Source organism: Faecalispora jeddahensis (assembly GCF_000577335.1).
Lineage (GTDB): Bacteria > Bacillota > Clostridia > Oscillospirales > Acutalibacteraceae > Faecalispora > Faecalispora jeddahensis.
The window spans coordinates 48,309-66,044 of sequence record NZ_CBYL010000009.1 but is presented as its reverse complement, the minus strand read 5'-3'; the positions used below and the strand labels follow the sequence as shown (position 1 = coordinate 66,044).

General features: G+C 51.6%; 13 protein-coding genes and 1 CRISPR repeat array. All 13 genes read left to right on the top strand.

The window, feature by feature from the left end; genetic code table 11:
- Window position 1: 1 nt before the first annotated feature.
- The 13 genes from cas5c (at window position 2) to TY09_RS05375 (ending at window position 17,722) form a co-directional block, all read left to right on the top strand.
- Complete coding sequence (cas5c, locus tag TY09_RS05435) at window positions 2-733, top strand: type I-C CRISPR-associated protein Cas5c (RefSeq protein ID WP_042431771.1); 732 nt, start codon at window positions 2-4, stop codon at window positions 731-733.
- Window positions 734-2,602, top strand: coding sequence for a type I-C CRISPR-associated protein Cas8c/Csd1 (cas8c, locus tag TY09_RS05430; protein ID WP_042431769.1), 1,869 nt, complete (start codon window positions 734-736; stop codon window positions 2,600-2,602).
- A complete protein-coding gene (gene cas7c / locus TY09_RS05425; protein ID WP_042431768.1) occupies window positions 2,602-3,462 on the top strand; it encodes a type I-C CRISPR-associated protein Cas7/Csd2 in 861 nt (286 codons plus the stop codon). The genes cas8c and cas7c overlap by 1 nt, the downstream gene beginning before the upstream one ends.
- On the top strand, window positions 3,459-4,133 hold the full coding sequence (cas4, locus tag TY09_RS05420) for a CRISPR-associated protein Cas4 (RefSeq protein ID WP_042431766.1): 675 nt from the start codon (window positions 3,459-3,461) through the stop codon (window positions 4,131-4,133). The genes cas7c and cas4 overlap by 4 nt, the downstream gene beginning before the upstream one ends.
- Window positions 4,130-5,161 (top strand): type I-C CRISPR-associated endonuclease Cas1c, encoded by a 1,032-nt coding sequence (gene cas1c, locus TY09_RS05415; RefSeq protein ID WP_042431764.1) that lies wholly within the window; start codon window positions 4,130-4,132, stop codon window positions 5,159-5,161. The genes cas4 and cas1c overlap by 4 nt, the downstream gene beginning before the upstream one ends.
- 3 nt (window positions 5,162-5,164) lie before the next feature.
- On the top strand, window positions 5,165-5,455 hold the full coding sequence (gene cas2, locus TY09_RS05410; RefSeq protein ID WP_009062317.1) for a CRISPR-associated endonuclease Cas2: 291 nt from the start codon (window positions 5,165-5,167) through the stop codon (window positions 5,453-5,455).
- Window positions 5,456-5,615: 160 nt separating this feature from the next.
- Window positions 5,616-10,547: a CRISPR direct-repeat array (repeat unit 33 nt; unit sequence GTCGTCCCTCATGCGAGGGACGTGGATTGAAAT).
- A 249-nt stretch (window positions 10,548-10,796) separates the two neighbouring features.
- Entirely contained in the window at window positions 10,797-11,468 is a 672-nt protein-coding gene (locus tag TY09_RS05405; protein ID WP_042431762.1) for a response regulator transcription factor, read from the top strand.
- Between the two features lie 2 nt (window positions 11,469-11,470).
- Window positions 11,471-12,550, top strand: a complete 1,080-nt coding sequence (locus TY09_RS05400; protein WP_042431759.1) for a sensor histidine kinase — start codon at window positions 11,471-11,473, stop codon at window positions 12,548-12,550.
- Window positions 12,551-12,763: 213 nt separating this feature from the next.
- Window positions 12,764-13,711 (top strand): ABC transporter ATP-binding protein, encoded by a 948-nt coding sequence (locus tag TY09_RS05395; RefSeq protein WP_042431757.1) that lies wholly within the window; start codon window positions 12,764-12,766, stop codon window positions 13,709-13,711.
- The gene (locus TY09_RS05390; protein WP_042431755.1) at window positions 13,708-14,532 is read left to right on the top strand and encodes an ABC transporter permease; all 825 of its coding nucleotides are present in this window, start codon (window positions 13,708-13,710) and stop codon (window positions 14,530-14,532) included. The genes TY09_RS05395 and TY09_RS05390 overlap by 4 nt, the downstream gene beginning before the upstream one ends.
- 72 nt (window positions 14,533-14,604) lie before the next feature.
- The gene (locus TY09_RS05385) at window positions 14,605-15,192 is read left to right on the top strand and encodes a MarR family winged helix-turn-helix transcriptional regulator (protein ID WP_042431753.1); all 588 of its coding nucleotides are present in this window, start codon (window positions 14,605-14,607) and stop codon (window positions 15,190-15,192) included.
- 415 nt (window positions 15,193-15,607) lie between these two features.
- On the top strand, window positions 15,608-16,738 hold the full coding sequence (locus tag TY09_RS05380; protein ID WP_009062298.1) for a DUF4317 domain-containing protein: 1,131 nt from the start codon (window positions 15,608-15,610) through the stop codon (window positions 16,736-16,738).
- Window positions 16,739-16,834: 96 nt separating this feature from the next.
- Window positions 16,835-17,722, top strand: coding sequence for a DegV family protein (locus TY09_RS05375; RefSeq protein ID WP_009062315.1), 888 nt, complete (start codon window positions 16,835-16,837; stop codon window positions 17,720-17,722).
- Window positions 17,723-17,736: the final 14 nt, after the last annotated feature.

Genomic DNA, 17,736 nt, shown 5'->3' with positions numbered 1-17,736 from the left:
AGTGCAGCATAAAAACATCGTCGAGTTTGAAGTCTTTGGGGATTACGCCCTGTTTTCCGACCCCATCACCCGCGTGGGGGGCGAAAAATTCACCTATCAAGTGCCTACCTACGAGGCGCTGAAAGGCGTTTTACAGAGCGTGTTCTGGAAGCCAACACTGATTTGGGTGATCGATTCCGTGCGGGTCATGAACCAGATTCAGACTGAGACCAAGGGAATCCGGCCGATCAAGTACCAGCACGGCCCCAATGAAACCGGCAACGATTTATCGTATTACACCTATTTAAAGGATTGCCGCTATCAGGTGAGGGCGCATTTTATCTGGAATGAAAACCGGCCGGAGCTTCTGGGCGACCGCAACGAAAACAAGCACCACAACATCGCGAAGCGCATGATCGAGCGCGGCGGCCGGCGTGATATTTTTTTGGGCACGCGCGAATGCCAGGCCGATGTGCGCCCCTGTATCTTCGGCGCGGGGACAGGCTTTTATGACAATACGCCGCAGCTCAATTTTGGAATGATGTACCATGGGATCACCTATGCCGACGAGGCGTATTCCGAGGAAACGAAAGGAATGCTGACCGTGCGGCTGTGGCGCGCGGTGATGAAGCAGGGGGTCATCGATTTTCTTCCGCCGCAGGAATGCCTTCACCGCCCGGTTCGGGAAATGGAGATCAAGCCGTTTGGGGCGGAGAAAAACAATTTTGCGCCGATAGAATCCGAGGTGATTTAAATGGCATGGATGAACACGCTGTACCAGACCTATGAAGCGAACGCTCAAATGGCCGGGAAAGCGACGGAGGGCGTGCCGCTTTCTCTGGTGGCCCACATGACGGCGAACGCGCAGATCGAAGTATGGGTGAATCCGGACAGCGAATTTTGCGGCACCTGTACGGTGGAAAAGGAAAACGCAAAAACGATCATTCCGGTAACGGAAAGCTCCGCGTCGCGTGCAAATGTAATTGCCCCTCATGCGCTGTGTGATATGCTACCTTATGTTGCAGGGGATTTTTGGGAATATCTTTCTTCCCCCAAAGAAGCGAAAAAAGCGGAGGAAAAGTTTGAAAAATACCTTGCCGCACTGAAAGACTGGGCGGAATCGCCTTTTTCTCACCCAAAGGTGCGGGCTGTTTATGAGTACGCCGCAAAACGGCGGATGACGCGCGATTTGATCCTGTCGGGGCTTCTGGAGGTCGAGGACGGGAAGTTCCTGAATAAAAAAGTGAGCGGAAGTGTCTATGAAAAAGCGCTGGTGCGGTTCCGGGTCATCGGCACCCAGCCGGACGCCGTGTGGCAGGACGAATCGCTTTTCGACAGCTACATCCAGTATTACGCTGCTTCTCAGTCGGGTGAAAAGGATCTTTGCTATGTCACCGGCGAAGCCGACACGATTTCTGTCAATCACCCAAAAGGGATCGTGGCTGCCAACTATGGCGCAAAGCTGATTTCCTCAAATGACAAGACCAATTTTACGTATCGCGGGCGGTTTTCCACTTCCGCGCAGGCGTGCACGGTCGGGTACGTGGCGACCCAGAAAGCGCACAGTGCCCTGACCTGGCTTGCCGCCCGTCAGGGAGTGACGGCGGGCACGCAGGACAAACGCACCTATATCTGCTGGAACCCGAACGGGAAAAAGGTAGTCGATCTGGAAGACCCGCTTGGACTTGAGGACGACGACGAGCCGCGCGCCTATACCGAAGCGGAATACAAAAAGCGCCTGCTTCAAACCTTAGAAGGCTACCGCAATCAGCTGGACAACAACGATGAAATTGTGGTTATTGGTCTGGACGCCGCGACGACCGGGCGCCTTTCGGTCACCTATTACAACGAACTGAAGGGCTCCGACTTTTACGACCGGCTGTTCGATTGGTACGGCACCTGCCGCTGGTACTTTACGCGCTTTACCAACGACAAAAAGCCTTATACCACCGTGCGGACACCGCCGAACAAACAGATTGTACGGTGCGCGTTCGGTACGGAGCAGGGGGCCTTTCTGGAAGCCGGCGACAAGCTGATGAAAGAGCAGTCCCAGCGGATTCTGCACTGTATGCTGGACAGGCAGCCGCTGCCGAGGGATATTATGGAGGCAGCGGTTCGCCGCGCGTCGACGCCGCAGGCTTATTCCACCGGTAACCGCGAGCGGATTCTTTCCACAACCTGTGCGCTGGTTGTGAAATATTATTCTGACAGAGAAAAAGGAGAGCGTATCAACATGGCGATTGATTATGAAAACACCGACCGAAGCTATCTGTTTGGGCGCTTGCTGGCCGTGCTGGAGCAGGCGGAGCACAGCACGTTCGCACAGGAGGAAACGCGCGATACCAACGCGATCCGTTTACAAAGCGCGTTTGTCAACCACCCCATGAGCACCTGGCAAATACTTGAGGATCAATTGAATCCCTATTTTCATCGAATGACCCCCGGCTCCAGATGTTTCTATAAGGATTTGATTTCGGAGATCACAGAAAAAATCTCGGAATCCAATCCGGAGCAGCTGAACCGCCCTCTCGGCGAATTGTATTTGATCGGCTATTATCTGCAGCGGGCGGAATTCAGGAAATCCAAAAATAAAGACAAAGGCAACAATAAGGAGGAAGTATGATGAAAGTGCTTGAAAACAAAATCGATTTTGTGGCGCTCATTTCCGTGACAAACGCAAACCCCAATGGCGACCCGCTGAACGGCAACCGCCCGCGCACGACCTATACCGGAAACGGGGAAATCTCCGATGTCTGCATCAAACGAAAAATCCGCAACCGGCTGCAAGATATGGGAGAAAGCATTTTCGTCCAGTCGGATGAACGCCGCGACGACGGGTATGGCAGCCTGAGCGAGCGGGCCGGCCAGACCATTACCTCGTATTCCTCTAAGGAGGACTATGCCGCGCAGGCGTGCGCCAAATGGTTCGACGTGAGGGCCTTCGGACAGGTGTTTGCGTATAAAAGAAGCAAGGAGAAGGACAAGGACGGCGTTTCGGTCGGCGTTCGCGGCCCGGTTTCGATCCGTCAGGCAGTCAGCGTTTCTCCGGTGGATATCAACAGTATGCAGATTACCAAAAGCGTGAACAGCGAGCCGACCGAAGACGGCAAAAAGAGCTCCGATACCATGGGTTCGAAGCATATGGTGGAGTTCGGGCTGTATCAGATCAAGGGTGCGATCAATGTACAGCTTGCGGAAAAAACAGGATTTACGCAGGAGGATGCGGACATCATCAAGGAATGCCTGCGTACGCTTTTTATCAATGACAGCTCTTCCGCAAGGCCGGACGGCAGCATGGAGGTTCTTCGGCTTTACTGGTGGCAGCATAGCAACAAGATCGGCCAGTATTCCTCCGCAAAAGTACATGATTCGGTGCAGGTTTCGCTGAAGGAAGGGGTCGCTTCCCCCAAGAGCGCGGAAGATTATGAGATCACGCTCCTGCCTCTGGACGGCCTTGCGCCAGACATCATCGACGGGATATGACCGGATACGAGGAAGAAGATTTTCTGATGCTGTCGGGAATTCAGCATTTTGCGTTCTGCCGTCGTCAATGGGCGCTGATCCATATCGAACAGCTTTGGGAAGAAAATCTTCGCACGGTAGAGGGAGATTTGCTGCACGCGAACTGCCACGACAGCTATTCCTCCGAAAGCAGAAAAGACGTCTTTTTGTCGCGCGGGATGCCGGTTTTCTCCCGCAGCCTTGGCGCCAGCGGCGAATGCGATATTGTCGAGTTCCGGGTGTCCTCCAATGGAATCCCGCTGCACGGCCGAACCGGGCTTTACACCGTTTATCCGGTGGAATATAAGCACGGGGAGCCGAAAGACGGTGACATCGATATCCTTCAGCTGGCAGCGCAGGCCATTTGCCTGGAAGAGATGCTCAGCTGCCAAATTCCCGCCGGAGCCATTTTCTATGGGAAAACGAAACGCAGGCAGCGTGTGGAAATCACCGAAGAATGTAAGGAGCGGGTCCGGGCTATGTTTGCCGAAATGCATGGCTATTTTCAGCGCGGGTATGTGCCCAAGGGAAAATTGACAAAAAGCTGCAATGCCTGCTCGCTGAAAAATCTTTGCCTGCCGAAGCTGTGCAGGATCAAATCCGTTCAGGAATATCTGGACAACACTCTTGGGACCGGGGAGGCGGGTCAATGAAAAAGCTTTTGAATACGCTGTACATCACAACGGAAAACGCCTACCTTGCCCTGGACGGTGAAAATGTTGTGGTGCAAAGCGACGGTAATACTCTGGGCCGTCTGCCGCTGCATATGATCGACGGCATCATGGCCTTTGGGTATGTCGGCGCCAGCCCGGCGCTGATGGGCAAATGTGCCGAGATGAATAAATCCCTCGTCTTTCTAAAGCCAAGCGGAAGATTTCTGGCCAAGGTGACCGGGAAATCGTATGGGAACATCCTTCTGCGCCGCGAGCAGTATCGGGTTTGTGACGATCCGGAGCGCTCGCTGGCCATCGCAAAGAATATCATCTCCGCAAAGCTCGCGAATTGCGGCGCGGTTCTCAGCCGCGCCGTGCGCGACCATGCCCTGCGGATCGATACCGAAAAATTTGCGCAGATCGGCGCGGCCCTTCAAAACGGAAAGGTGAATGCTTACCGAGCCCCTGGTGCCGATACGCTCCGCGGTCTGGAGGGGGAGTGCGCCAGCCTTTATTTCTCTGTTTTCGATGCGATGATTCTGCAGCAAAAAGAGGATTTTTTCTATCAGGGACGCTCACGCCGCCCACCGATGGACAATGTCAACGCAATGCTTTCTTTCTCTTATAGCCTGCTGACCTCTATGTGTGTCAGCGCGCTGGAGGCCGTCGGACTTGATGCGTATGCCGGTGTCTATCACACCGAAAGGCCGGGCAGATGTTCCCTTGCGTTAGATTTGCTGGAAGAATTCCGTGCCCCCTTTGCCGACCGCTTCGTGCTGACCAGCATCAACAAAAAGAGCATTTGCGGCAGGGATTTCGTGGAAAAAGAAAGCGGCGGCATCCTGCTGACGGAGGACGGGCGAAAAAAGTTTTTATCCCTGTGGCAGCAGAAAAAGAAGGAAGAAATCGTCCATCCGTTTTTACAGGAGAAGGTAGAGTGGGGATTGCTGCCGTATGTGCAGGCGATGCTGCTGGCCAAATATATCCGCGGCGATATCGATGAGTACCCACCGTTTGTCTGGAGGTAGACGATGCTTGTCCTGATTACCTACGATGTGAATACCGAGGATGCAAAAGGCAGCAAGCGGCTTCGCAAGGTTGCAAAGATTTGCGTGAATTACGGGCAGCGCGTGCAAAATTCTGTGTTCGAATGCCTTCTGTCCCCTGCGGAATTATGTATTGTGAAAAGCCAACTGCTTACTGTTATGGACGAAAAGAAAGACAGCCTGCGTATTTATCATCTGGGAAACAATTATAAAAACCGTATTGAACATTACGGAGCGAAACAAACATACAACCCGGAAGATCTGATGACATTTTAACGCGAATCGCAAGCGTACATCAAATCCGCGGGGGATTCGCGCATGAAATTGGATCAATTTATAGTGAGAAGCTTTGCTAATCTGCGATTTATTTTCTTTTTGATGTAAATGATTACTAAGCTTTAATCAAGATCATTTCGCTCAATTTGTTTGTTTTGCAGTCGTCCCTCATGCGAGGGACGTGGATTGAAATGAAAAATTTTGGTCAATGTACCCACGGAAGATCGGTCGTCCCTCATGCGAGGGACGTGGATTGAAATTAATTCGCCTACACGATTTGTGTAGTATCATACAGGTCGTCCCTCATGCGAGGGACGTGGATTGAAATACTAATGTCGGCCTGACTGCTGATTTTATATATAGTCGTCCCTCATGCGAGGGACGTGGATTGAAATTTGTTGCCGCAGTTTTACAGGCTGCATAAGCGCAGTCGTCCCTCATGCGAGGGACGTGGATTGAAATAGCTTTTGGAAGTGGTGATTGTTATGATGGCAGAGTCGTCCCTCATGCGAGGGACGTGGATTGAAATGCTCCCCGGCATAGCTCTGCACCCTGATATCAAGTCGTCCCTCATGCGAGGGACGTGGATTGAAATACTAATGTCGGCCTGACTGCTGATTTTATATATGTCGTCCCTCATGCGAGGGACGTGGATTGAAATTCGCCAATGCCCGAACTGCTCCGGGTATGTATAGTCGTCCCTCATGCGAGGGACGTGGATTGAAATTGTGCGGCAAACTATTGTGTTGACGCAGGTTGCGTCGTCCCTCATGCGAGGGACGTGGATTGAAATTGCTCTTGTGCAATGCCCAGCAATATGCCTTTTGGTCGTCCCTCATGCGAGGGACGTGGATTGAAATCAGGCATATGACGCAAACGGCAAAATGAAACCCCGTCGTCCCTCATGCGAGGGACGTGGATTGAAATTGAATTATCACCCGGAGCACAGAAATTTATATTAAGTCGTCCCTCATGCGAGGGACGTGGATTGAAATATACGTCGTAAACAAGGTTGCACAGGCTATTTCGGAGTCGTCCCTCATGCGAGGGACGTGGATTGAAATAAAAGCGATACTCCTGTTATCAGGCTCCGTCGGCAGTCGTCCCTCATGCGAGGGACGTGGATTGAAATCACACGAATTTGTTTTGACATAACTGTGCCTCCTGTCGTCCCTCATGCGAGGGACGTGGATTGAAATATCCATTATCATATGCACACAATCTAATGTCAAGTCGTCCCTCATGCGAGGGACGTGGATTGAAATCGCAGCCGCAGGTTGTGGTACGGTTTGAATTTAGTCGTCCCTCATGCGAGGGACGTGGATTGAAATTGTAAATTTCGGGTACAGATCGGTGTACATAGGCGTCGTCCCTCATGCGAGGGACGTGGATTGAAATTTGTGCCGCAACTTTTCCGGGTAACTGCGCAAACCAGTCGTCCCTCATGCGAGGGACGTGGATTGAAATGGACGCAATATAAAACGCATAATCACCATAGCTAAGTCGTCCCTCATGCGAGGGACGTGGATTGAAATCGGGCCGTGTATAGTTAATTTGCTCCCACATATGTCGTCCCTCATGCGAGGGACGTGGATTGAAATCATAGTCGCAATGATAAAACTGACCGGAACAATCCGTCGTCCCTCATGCGAGGGACGTGGATTGAAATATCATTGACAAAGAAAGATAATTATCCGAAGATGTCGTCCCTCATGCGAGGGACGTGGATTGAAATTTATCTGAATTTGTCTCAAACCTGTGGCGGCAACTGTCGTCCCTCATGCGAGGGACGTGGATTGAAATCTACCGTAGCGAGCGGATTCACAAGCAAACGAAGTCGTCCCTCATGCGAGGGACGTGGATTGAAATATCAGGATTGTTTTCGCGGGCTCTTTGCTCCGCCTGTCGTCCCTCATGCGAGGGACGTGGATTGAAATCGTTGTGGTGTTATAACGCCGAGCCAGTGCCGGAAGTCGTCCCTCATGCGAGGGACGTGGATTGAAATGCCCATTGCTCTGATCTTTTTTGAGCCGATAGAGGTCGTCCCTCATGCGAGGGACGTGGATTGAAATATCAAGCTGCGCCGTATGTCCATGCAGGAGCAATGTCGTCCCTCATGCGAGGGACGTGGATTGAAATCTCCTCTCCGCCTCCGCCGGCCTTATCACTCCCAGTCGTCCCTCATGCGAGGGACGTGGATTGAAATGCTGCGATCCCGAAAAGCGCAAATACGCGCGCGAGGTCGTCCCTCATGCGAGGGACGTGGATTGAAATTTTGCTATAAAAACTATCGCTTGAAAAGTCGCATGTCGTCCCTCATGCGAGGGACGTGGATTGAAATGGCACTATAAATTGTTGGAGCATATCGGTCTGGCCGTCGTCCCTCATGCGAGGGACGTGGATTGAAATAAGCGCTGTACCAAGAGCGGCGCCGCCAGATTGAGGGGTCGTCCCTCATGCGAGGGACGTGGATTGAAATCAATTGTTTCGTCATCTGTTCCACCTCTGAAAGTCGTCCCTCATGCGAGGGACGTGGATTGAAATTCCGCCCCATGTGGTTTTAATCAGCCGGATCATCTGGTCGTCCCTCATGCGAGGGACGTGGATTGAAATGCTCCGCAAAGCCAGCATTGTTTGTCGCCCATAGGTCGTCCCTCATGCGAGGGACGTGGATTGAAATAGGTTGTGGCGGATCAGGTTTTCGTCGATTTCAGTCGTCCCTCATGCGAGGGACGTGGATTGAAATAGCAGAATCATCAACAAAAGACCTTGTTTTGGTCGTCGTCCCTCATGCGAGGGACGTGGATTGAAATCGTATAAAACAGTAATAATGTGTGAATATTTGTCGTCGTCCCTCATGCGAGGGACGTGGATTGAAATGCTATCACCAGCGACCCCATCCAATTTTTTTAAAAGTCGTCCCTCATGCGAGGGACGTGGATTGAAATTACATTAGACGTAGCTGCTTTGCCGGAAAACGCAGTCGTCCCTCATGCGAGGGACGTGGATTGAAATTGGTTACTAAGGCCCTGTTTGACCCCGAAACCAGGTCGTCCCTCATGCGAGGGACGTGGATTGAAATCGTTTAATGCCGGAGGAATATCCAAACCAGCGGGTCGTCCCTCATGCGAGGGACGTGGATTGAAATGATCAGACACAGATTGGGATTGGGGAACATTCTTGTCGTCCCTCATGCGAGGGACGTGGATTGAAATCACGAAAAAAGGAGATTGCTATTGCACCTATTAGTCGTCCCTCATGCGAGGGACGTGGATTGAAATTTCTGATTTTTGTTGCAGGTGTTTTATTTAAGCCGTCGTCCCTCATGCGAGGGACGTGGATTGAAATCCAACGCCTTTATCTTGCGTGTCGGCCCCTGTACCGTCGTCCCTCATGCGAGGGACGTGGATTGAAATTTTACCCTGTGGTTATATAATACATCTTTAGAGAGTCGTCCCTCATGCGAGGGACGTGGATTGAAATTCGTTTCGACATTTGCGGCATTTTATCACCTCCCGTCGTCCCTCATGCGAGGGACGTGGATTGAAATTCACTGGTCTGTGCCAGCCGTACCGATGATACCGGTCGTCCCTCATGCGAGGGACGTGGATTGAAATCGCATTGTCGGCAGGTGCGAGTACCTAATGATGTGTCGTCCCTCATGCGAGGGACGTGGATTGAAATCGGTACGCGTGATCCCGCTTTCCAACCTGACGCGGTCGTCCCTCATGCGAGGGACGTGGATTGAAATCTGCCTGTTAGAAAATCGCTTTGCTCCACGCGGTCGTCGTCCCTCATGCGAGGGACGTGGATTGAAATACTGGGGTAGTCACCGGTTGGCGTGTTTTTTACAGTCGTCCCTCATGCGAGGGACGTGGATTGAAATGTCAAGCCCCTGCAACCAGTGAATACCGTACTCCAGTCGTCCCTCATGCGAGGGACGTGGATTGAAATTACACCCATACCGTCGGCGGTGGGAATAGTCTTGTCGTCCCTCATGCGAGGGACGTGGATTGAAATGGATGGGGTGCGCCGTTTACGGCGCGGGGCCCCGCGTCGTCCCTCATGCGAGGGACGTGGATTGAAATACAAGCAAGCACTTCCACCACGGGTGCAACTGCTCCGTCGTCCCTCATGCGAGGGACGTGGATTGAAATTACCGTTACCATAAACGTAAGGCCGCTGTGTATGGTCGTCCCTCATGCGAGGGACGTGGATTGAAATCGTGGTTGCACCCTCGCGAAGCGTGAGCGTCCAAGTCGTCCCTCATGCGAGGGACGTGGATTGAAATCAGATATTGAGGAACAGATCCTTTACGCTGCTGAGTCGTCCCTCATGCGAGGGACGTGGATTGAAATCAGGACGTCAAACCCGGTCAAAACAGTATCATTGTCGTCCCTCATGCGAGGGACGTGGATTGAAATCAGGACGTCAAACCCGGTCAAAACAGTATCATTGTCGTCCCTCATGCGAGGGACGTGGATTGAAATGCAGGAAATCGTGAGCGCCGAAACCCTTGAGCGCGTCGTCCCTCATGCGAGGGACGTGGATTGAAATATTTTCCGGAAAAACCTATAATGCTCCATCAAAGTCGTCCCTCATGCGAGGGACGTGGATTGAAATATTTTCCGGAAAAACCTATAATGCTCCATCAAAGTCGTCCCTCATGCGAGGGACGTGGATTGAAATGTGTTGCATTTGTCTTGATTGCCCGACTAAAGTATGTCGTCCCTCATGCGAGGGACGTGGATTGAAATGAGCGAGGCTCCTGACATTGAGTGCCAGGCACTGTCGTCCCTCATGCGAGGGACGTGGATTGAAATAGCTGGCCCGCGTGGCAGGCAGAAAAGCTGAAAAAGTCGTCCCTCATGCGAGGGACGTGGATTGAAATCGAGTGGCGGCAAGCTTGAATTTAATTGCGTAATGTCGTCCCTCATGCGAGGGACGTGGATTGAAATAAACCGGATATGGAGAAGCACCGGGGCAATCTCCGTCGTCCCTCATGCGAGGGACGTGGATTGAAATAACTGCCGTCTTGTCAAGGCCCCGCAGCGCGGGGGTCGTCCCTCATGCGAGGGACGTGGATTGAAATAGCGTGCCATCGGAGTTGACGTTGCGGGCGTTGTTGGCCGCCCCTCGTATGAGGGGCGTAGATTAAAATTTGACCAGTCTGACAAATGGTACTTTGTATCTTTTCCCGCCTGCATGTCGAGTTTTACACTGTGCTTCCTCTGGCCGATTCAAGTAAATATTTTTAAAGTCGATGGAACGCCCGGGTTTACTCTGCGTTTACATTGTTGGTATACTATAAACAATAGAAAGCCGGAGAGGAGGCGCATTCATGGCCGCCATTTTAGTCATTGATGATGATCCATATATACGGGAGCTCGTGAGCACCTTACTGCATAATGAAGGCTTCTCGGTACAGGAAGCCCGGAATGGGCGGGAAGCGCTGCAAAAGCTGAGTGAAACGAAAATCGACCTCTGTGTGCTGGATTTGATGATGCCCGAAATAGACGGTTTCGAGTTTTGCGGTTATGCGCGCCGGTACTATGAGGATTTGCCGATCCTGATGCTGACGGCGAAGGGCGAGATCAGCCAGAAGGTGAAAGGGTTCGAGCTTGGAACAGACGATTACCTGACAAAACCGTTTGAAGGCGCAGAGCTTGTCCTGCGCGTTAAGGCGCTGCTCAGACGCTATAAAATCGCCGCTTCGCAGACTGTCCAGATCGGTGCGCTGACGCTGGATAAAAACAGTTACTCCGTGTTCTGTGGCGGAGAGCAAAGCGACATCCCCATGAAGGAATTTGAGCTGCTTTTCAAGCTGGGTTCTTCCCCCGGAAAAACCTTTACGCGCGAGCAGCTCATCGAGGATGTGTGGGGCTACGATTTCGAGGGAAACGAGCGGACCCTGGACGTGCATATCAATCGCCTGCGCGAGCGTTTTCCCGCAGAGAGGTACCAGTTTAAAATCACAACTGTCCGCGGACTTGGCTATCGGTTAGAGGTGTAAAAATGAGACGGGAAGACAATCGAAGGTACAGATCAAGATGGATTCGGGGCACGCTGCTGGGGTTCCTTCTATTGGCGGTCTGTTTTGCCGCGGGATTTGGGCTGTCGGAATTGATTTATCGCTTTACCGGCCGCCCCGCTGCAGTTTGGACGCACGTCATCACGGGGCTGCTCGGTCTGTGCGTTTTCTCGCTTGGAGCAAGAATTTTGGCGGCAGTGCATACAAGGCGGCACCACAAAGACCGCCATTGGGATAAACGGAACAGATATTTGGACAGTACCATTGAAGCCCTGAACCGCATCGCGCACGGGGATTTTAACGTGCTGATCCCGGTGGATGAGCACAATCCTCTCGCTGAGATTGCCAAAAGCGTCAATAAAATGGCGCGGGAACTCGGTTCAATGGAAAAGCTGCGGCAGGATTTTATTTCGAACGTATCTCACGAAATACAGTCTCCGCTGACTTCAATCCGCGGGTTTGCGGCGCTTCTGAAAAACGACAGACTGACTGCCGATCAGCGCGCACACTATATTGATGTGATCGAAACCGAAGCCGGGCGTCTTTCCAAACTCAGCGACAACCTCCTCAAGCTGTCGTCGCTCGAGAGCAACGATCAGCCTCTTACCATCACATCGTTTTCGCTCGATAAGCAGATTCAAAACGCTGTCCTGATGCTCGAACCTCAGTGGGCGGAAAAGAACATCGATCTTTCTCTGTCCCTCGGAAAAATCACTTACAGCGGCGATGAGGGCCTGCTCACACAGGTGTGGATCAACCTGATCCATAACGCGATCAAATTTACACCCGAGCAGGGCGAAATCAATATCGTGCTGACAGACGGCGGGGAGAGCGTGGTTTGCCAAATCTCCGACACCGGCTCCGGCATTTCCGAAGAAGATAGAATGCACATTTTTGAGCGCTTCTACAAAGCCGATAAAGCTCGTGACCGCGCCCAGGGCGGCAGCGGGCTTGGATTATCGCTCGTGAAAAAAATCGTGGAGCTTCACGGCGGCACAGTGACAGTGGAAAGTCAGGCAGGCGAGGGGAGCACCTTTACTGTAACGCTGCCTTTGAAAAAATAAAATTGTCTCGTTTACATTGCGTTTAAGTTCGATTTATCCTCCGTTTAATTTATGACTGTAGAATGAGGTCATAAATCAAACGGAGGTGTTTTTTATGTTCTCGATCATCGTATTGGTGTGCCGTGCGATCGGCCGCATGATTCGGGAGTTCTCGGCAAAAGAAGCCGATAGATCCAACATATCATCTCTCGCGTGTTCAATGGAGGGAATGGTATGAGTTCTATCATCACGGTAAACGAGCTTGTGAAACAATATGAAAAAGCAAAAGAGCCTTCGGTAAAAGGCGTGAGCTTTCATGTGAACGAGGGAGAATTTTTCGCGTTTCTCGGCCCCAACGGTGCGGGCAAAACGACGACGATCTCCATCCTGACGACCACGCTGTCCAAAACATCCGGCAGCGTGACGATCGCGGGGTACGATGTGGAAAAGGATGCGCAGCATGTAAGGGACAAAGTGGGAATCATCTTTCAGCAGCCCAGTCTTGATCCTCAGCTCTCTGCGGAGGAAAACATCCGCTTTCACGCCTGTCTTTACGGCATGTACGGCTATCGGCCCACTTTCAAAATGATGCCTGCCGAATACCGGAATCGCGTCATGGAGCTTGCCGAGATCGTCGGCATCGAGCACGCGCTGTTTCAGCCGATTAAGAAGCTTTCGGGCGGAATGCAGCGCAAGCTGGAAATTATCCGCAGCCTGATCCACACGCCGAAAATCCTGTTTCTTGACGAGCCGACGCAGGGGCTTGACGCAGTGAGCCGGCGCAGCCTCTGGGAGTACATCGACAACGTGCGCAAGCAGAACGGCACGACGGTTTTTCTGACGACCCATTACATCGACGAGGCGGAGAATGTCGATAAGGTCTGCATCATCAACCACGGGGAAATCGCGATCACCGGTTCGCCGGACGAAATGAAGTCGAGCCTTCTCAAACAGGAACTCGTCGTGGACGCGCAGGATAAGGATGGGTTGATCCGTGAAATTACGAATATGGGCCTGAGCTATCACGTTGACGGCCACATCATCGTTCCTTATCAGGACAGAACTGCGCAGGATATCATTGCGCGGCTTGAGACAAAGCTTACGGTGCTGAAGATTCAGGAGCCGTCGCTCGAGGACGCCTATGTGGAATATCTGATGAGAACGGGAGGTGGGGCGGCATGAGCGAGCTGGTATTGCAGCAGCCGAAAATCAAATCGAGGGCCATGAAGGAACTCAACGCCGTGGCTACCATCGCGGCAAGGGACATCACGTTGTTCTTTAAGTCGCCGGGCATGATCATTATGAGTTTGGCCATGCCGCTTCTGATGATGGGGATGCTGGGCGGCAGCCTTGCGCAGAACATGGCGGCCGGGCTTGGCTTTAATTATGGCAAATTCATGCTGGTGGGCATGCTCGTCAACATGCTGTTTATGTCGACAACGTCCGGCATTTCTTCGCTGGTGGAGGACCACTTCACCGACTTTACCCAGGAGATGATGATTTCGCCCGTTTCCCGATATTCCATCGTGATTGGGAAAATTATCGGTTCGAGTTTTGGGGCGATTGTCAGCCTGATCGGTACTCTGGTGGTGGGGCTTGTCATGGGCATCACGCTGCCCGTCTCACAGATTCTGGCCGTTCTCGCACTGTCGCCGCTCATGTGTCTGTCGGCGGGCGCGCTCGCCATGATTGTGATTGGGCTGATCAAGAGCAACAAGATGGCCAATCTGGCGGTCATGCTGATCACCATGCCGCAGATGTTCCTGTCCGGCGCGATTATCCCCATCAACAATTCCAGCGGCGTGCTGTTTGTCATCAGCCGTCTGATGCCGATGACCTACTGTCTGGATCTTGTGCGCGCCGTGGTTTATGCCGGAACGCCGGAATATGACAGCGTGGTGCTGTTCAACCCCGCTGTCACGCTCGTCGCCATTATTGCGATTACGGTGGTATGCCTGATGATCGGTACCCTTTTCTTCGCCAGAAGCGAAAAGAACAAGTGAGCAGAGCTGACCCAATCCATCATCAGGATTCCAATCAAACCAAGCCAAAAATATATCAGGAGGATTGATACCATGAATGACAAGGATTTTGCTTTGAATGAACAATTTTCCCGCGTTACCCGCCTGCTTCTCAAAGAACGGCTCCGCAGCTTTCAGGCGAGCGGACCGGATGGCTGGCGCAAAAGACTGCTGGCGCTGATCAAGGCGCACCCGGAAATGACAATGAAAGAGCTGATCGAAATGCTGAGCCGCCGTATGCCCGCGGGGGAAGAACTACTGCTGGGACTCGAGCAAAAGGGGTATATCGCTCTAAAGTCCATTGATGGCTCTGATGACAAGGCCGTGGAACTGACGGAACCCGGTTTGAAAGAAGTGGCTGAATGCCAGAGCTTAAGCGATGTGTGGGGCGTTCTGAGCGACGATGAAAAAACTGTTCTGAGCGGCTTTCTGGCCCGTATGATCGACGAGCTTCAGAAAAAGGCCGGCTCAGAAGAGGATTCCGACTTCGATCGAAACGAAGAATGGGTCGCAAGGCTCCGGGGCATGTGCGACCATGATGGGTTTAACCGCATGCGCAAGCTGCATGAGCATTTCATGTCCCGAAAAGGCCCGCACGGGCATTATCCGTACGATCACGATCTCCGCGCTTTCTGGGGATAAACGCCGGCGAGCACAGCAAATCCGATCGATCCATAACAAATCAGGCGCTTCCGATCTGCCGCTTTGCCGGCGAATCGGAAGCGCTGTTTTAATGTCTCTGTCACTGCACTCGTCCGCGTTCTTCGTCAGAGTCATTCATCACTGGTGGTTAGGCGAAGTAAAATATACGAAAGAACAGTAGTAATTGCCCGTAGAAATACAACTTTTCTTCTTCCGAAATAGACCCTGGCAAAAAATGGCTTGTTAATCTGGTAAAAAGGTTGCAAAACTGGAAAAAAATATGGTATGGTATTGATTACGAGAAAAAGTAAAAACTGTTATAACCAAGAGGCTTTCTGTTAACGGAAAGCCGCAAAGGTTTCGCAGGATTCGATTGCAAAATGAATTACAGCAAAAGAATTTGTGAGGGTTTATCATGAATGAAAAAGAAGTTTCAGAAATCCGCCGCCGCTTTCGGACAGAAAAAAATAATATTCGGAGCATACGCGGATGCTACGTGAACACCAAGGGCGAAATTATCTCTGAATTTAATCAGTCCGTCGCATTGATGCCTCAGGAGGAGGCGGAAAATTTTATCTCTATCCTGAAAAAAACACTTTCGGGTACTCTGAACAAGAACCTGATCAATATGGAGTTTTCCACGCAGCAGGTGGTCGACAGTGAAGAACACCGCTTGTTGATGGCGCTGAAAGACTCTTCTCTGAAAGATGAGGACGTCATACACCGCTTTTTTCAAAATGTGATTGCTTCTATTGCACTGGATGAGAATTATCTCATTCTTTTGACCCATGATACTTATGACGTTCCGTTTCGCTCCAAAGATGGACAAACACAGGACGACAATTCCACCGAGGTATATTCTTATATTTTGTGCAGTATTTGTCCCGTGAAGCTGACCAAACCGGTGCTTGGATATTATGTAAATGAAAACACGTTCCGCAACTGCAAAACGGATTGGGCTGTTTCCCCGCCAAAGCTCGGATTTTTATTCCCGGCATTCGACGACCGGAGCGCCAATATTTACAGTACGCTTTATTATGTTCAGGACAGCTCCGAAACCTATGCTCAATTTGTCGACACCATGTTTCACTGCAATGTTCCCATGCCTGCCGCGGAACAGAAAGAGACATTTCAGAGCATTTTATGCGAATCGCTTGAGCGCGAATGCGACTTTGACACCGTATGCGCCGTGCAGGAACAGCTGAAAAATCTGATTGAGGAGCACAAGGCCAATAAGGAAGAAATCCCGCTGACTGTCTCTAAAGGCCACGTCGCGCGGATTCTTGAGACTCATGGAGTCTCTAAAGAGCATATTGAAAGCTTTGAAAAGCAGTTTGACGAGCAGTTTGGCCCCGAAACCAATCTGAGCCCAAAGAATCTGGTAGAAACAAACCAGCTGGTGGTAACTGCGCCGAACATAAAGATTCAGGTGAACGGAAGCACGGATCATCTGGTGGAAACGCGTGTCATCAACGGTGTAAAATATATTATGATTCGTGCGGAAGACGGCGTTGAGGTCAACGGTGTTCCGGTACATATTACCTGATGCTTTTTCAGCCAATCAGCTGAAAGAGATGTGGTATTATGCTGAGCGGGTGCGGCCCGGCAAATCAAAACCGGATGAATGGATGGGAAGGATAACATGAGTAAAGAAATATGTTTTATTGCGGATTCCTCTGGCGGGCTGCCGAGGGAGGTTGTAGAGCAGCATCAGATGAAAGAGGTGCCGTTTTACTTTAAATTTCAAAATACAGATTACTACTGCGAGAATGTCGATTACAGTGCGCGCGAGTTTTATGAGCATATGGAAAAGAACCCTGAGGATGTTCCCCAGACCGCTGCGCCCAATGTGAATGATTGGCTGGCCGCGCTGGAGGAACGGTATATCCGGGGTGCCAAAGATTTTATTGTGACAACCATATCCTCCAAGCTTTCCTCCAGCTTTCAAACGGCTTCTCTGGCGAAGAATGTTTTCATCGAACAGCATGAAGACGTGCAGGTTGAGGTGATCGATTCGAACACCTGTGCCTGCGGACAGGCCTCCTTGGAAATCGCAATTGCCAAAATGATAGAAAGCGGTAAAGATTTTCGGGAGATTGTCAGCAGGGTGAATCAGGCGGTGGGCAGCATTACCACGCTGTTTGTCGTGAACAATCTGAAATATATGGAAGCCGGAGGAAGGATCGGGGGAGCGACCGCCTTTTTGGGGAAGCTGGCCCAGATCAAGCCGGTGTGTGAATTTATCAATGGCGCCGTCCGCCCGGTGAAGGCCGTGATCGGCAGAAAAAATTCCCTGAAAACGATGATGGATATTGCGATTTCGCGTATTTCCGATTGGAGCCAATTGATTGTCACCGTTCAGAACGCGGAATTTTCCGAGGATGCCGATTACGCCATCGATTATCTGAGAAAAGCGGCGTCCTTTTCCGGACAAATCTACAGGAGCGATCTGGGGGTTGTCGTAGGGGCGCATTCCGGCCCCGGCGCTGCGGGAATCGGCTTGGTAGAAGCAGGCCCGCTGCTCAGGTAGATCGTTTGCTGTCC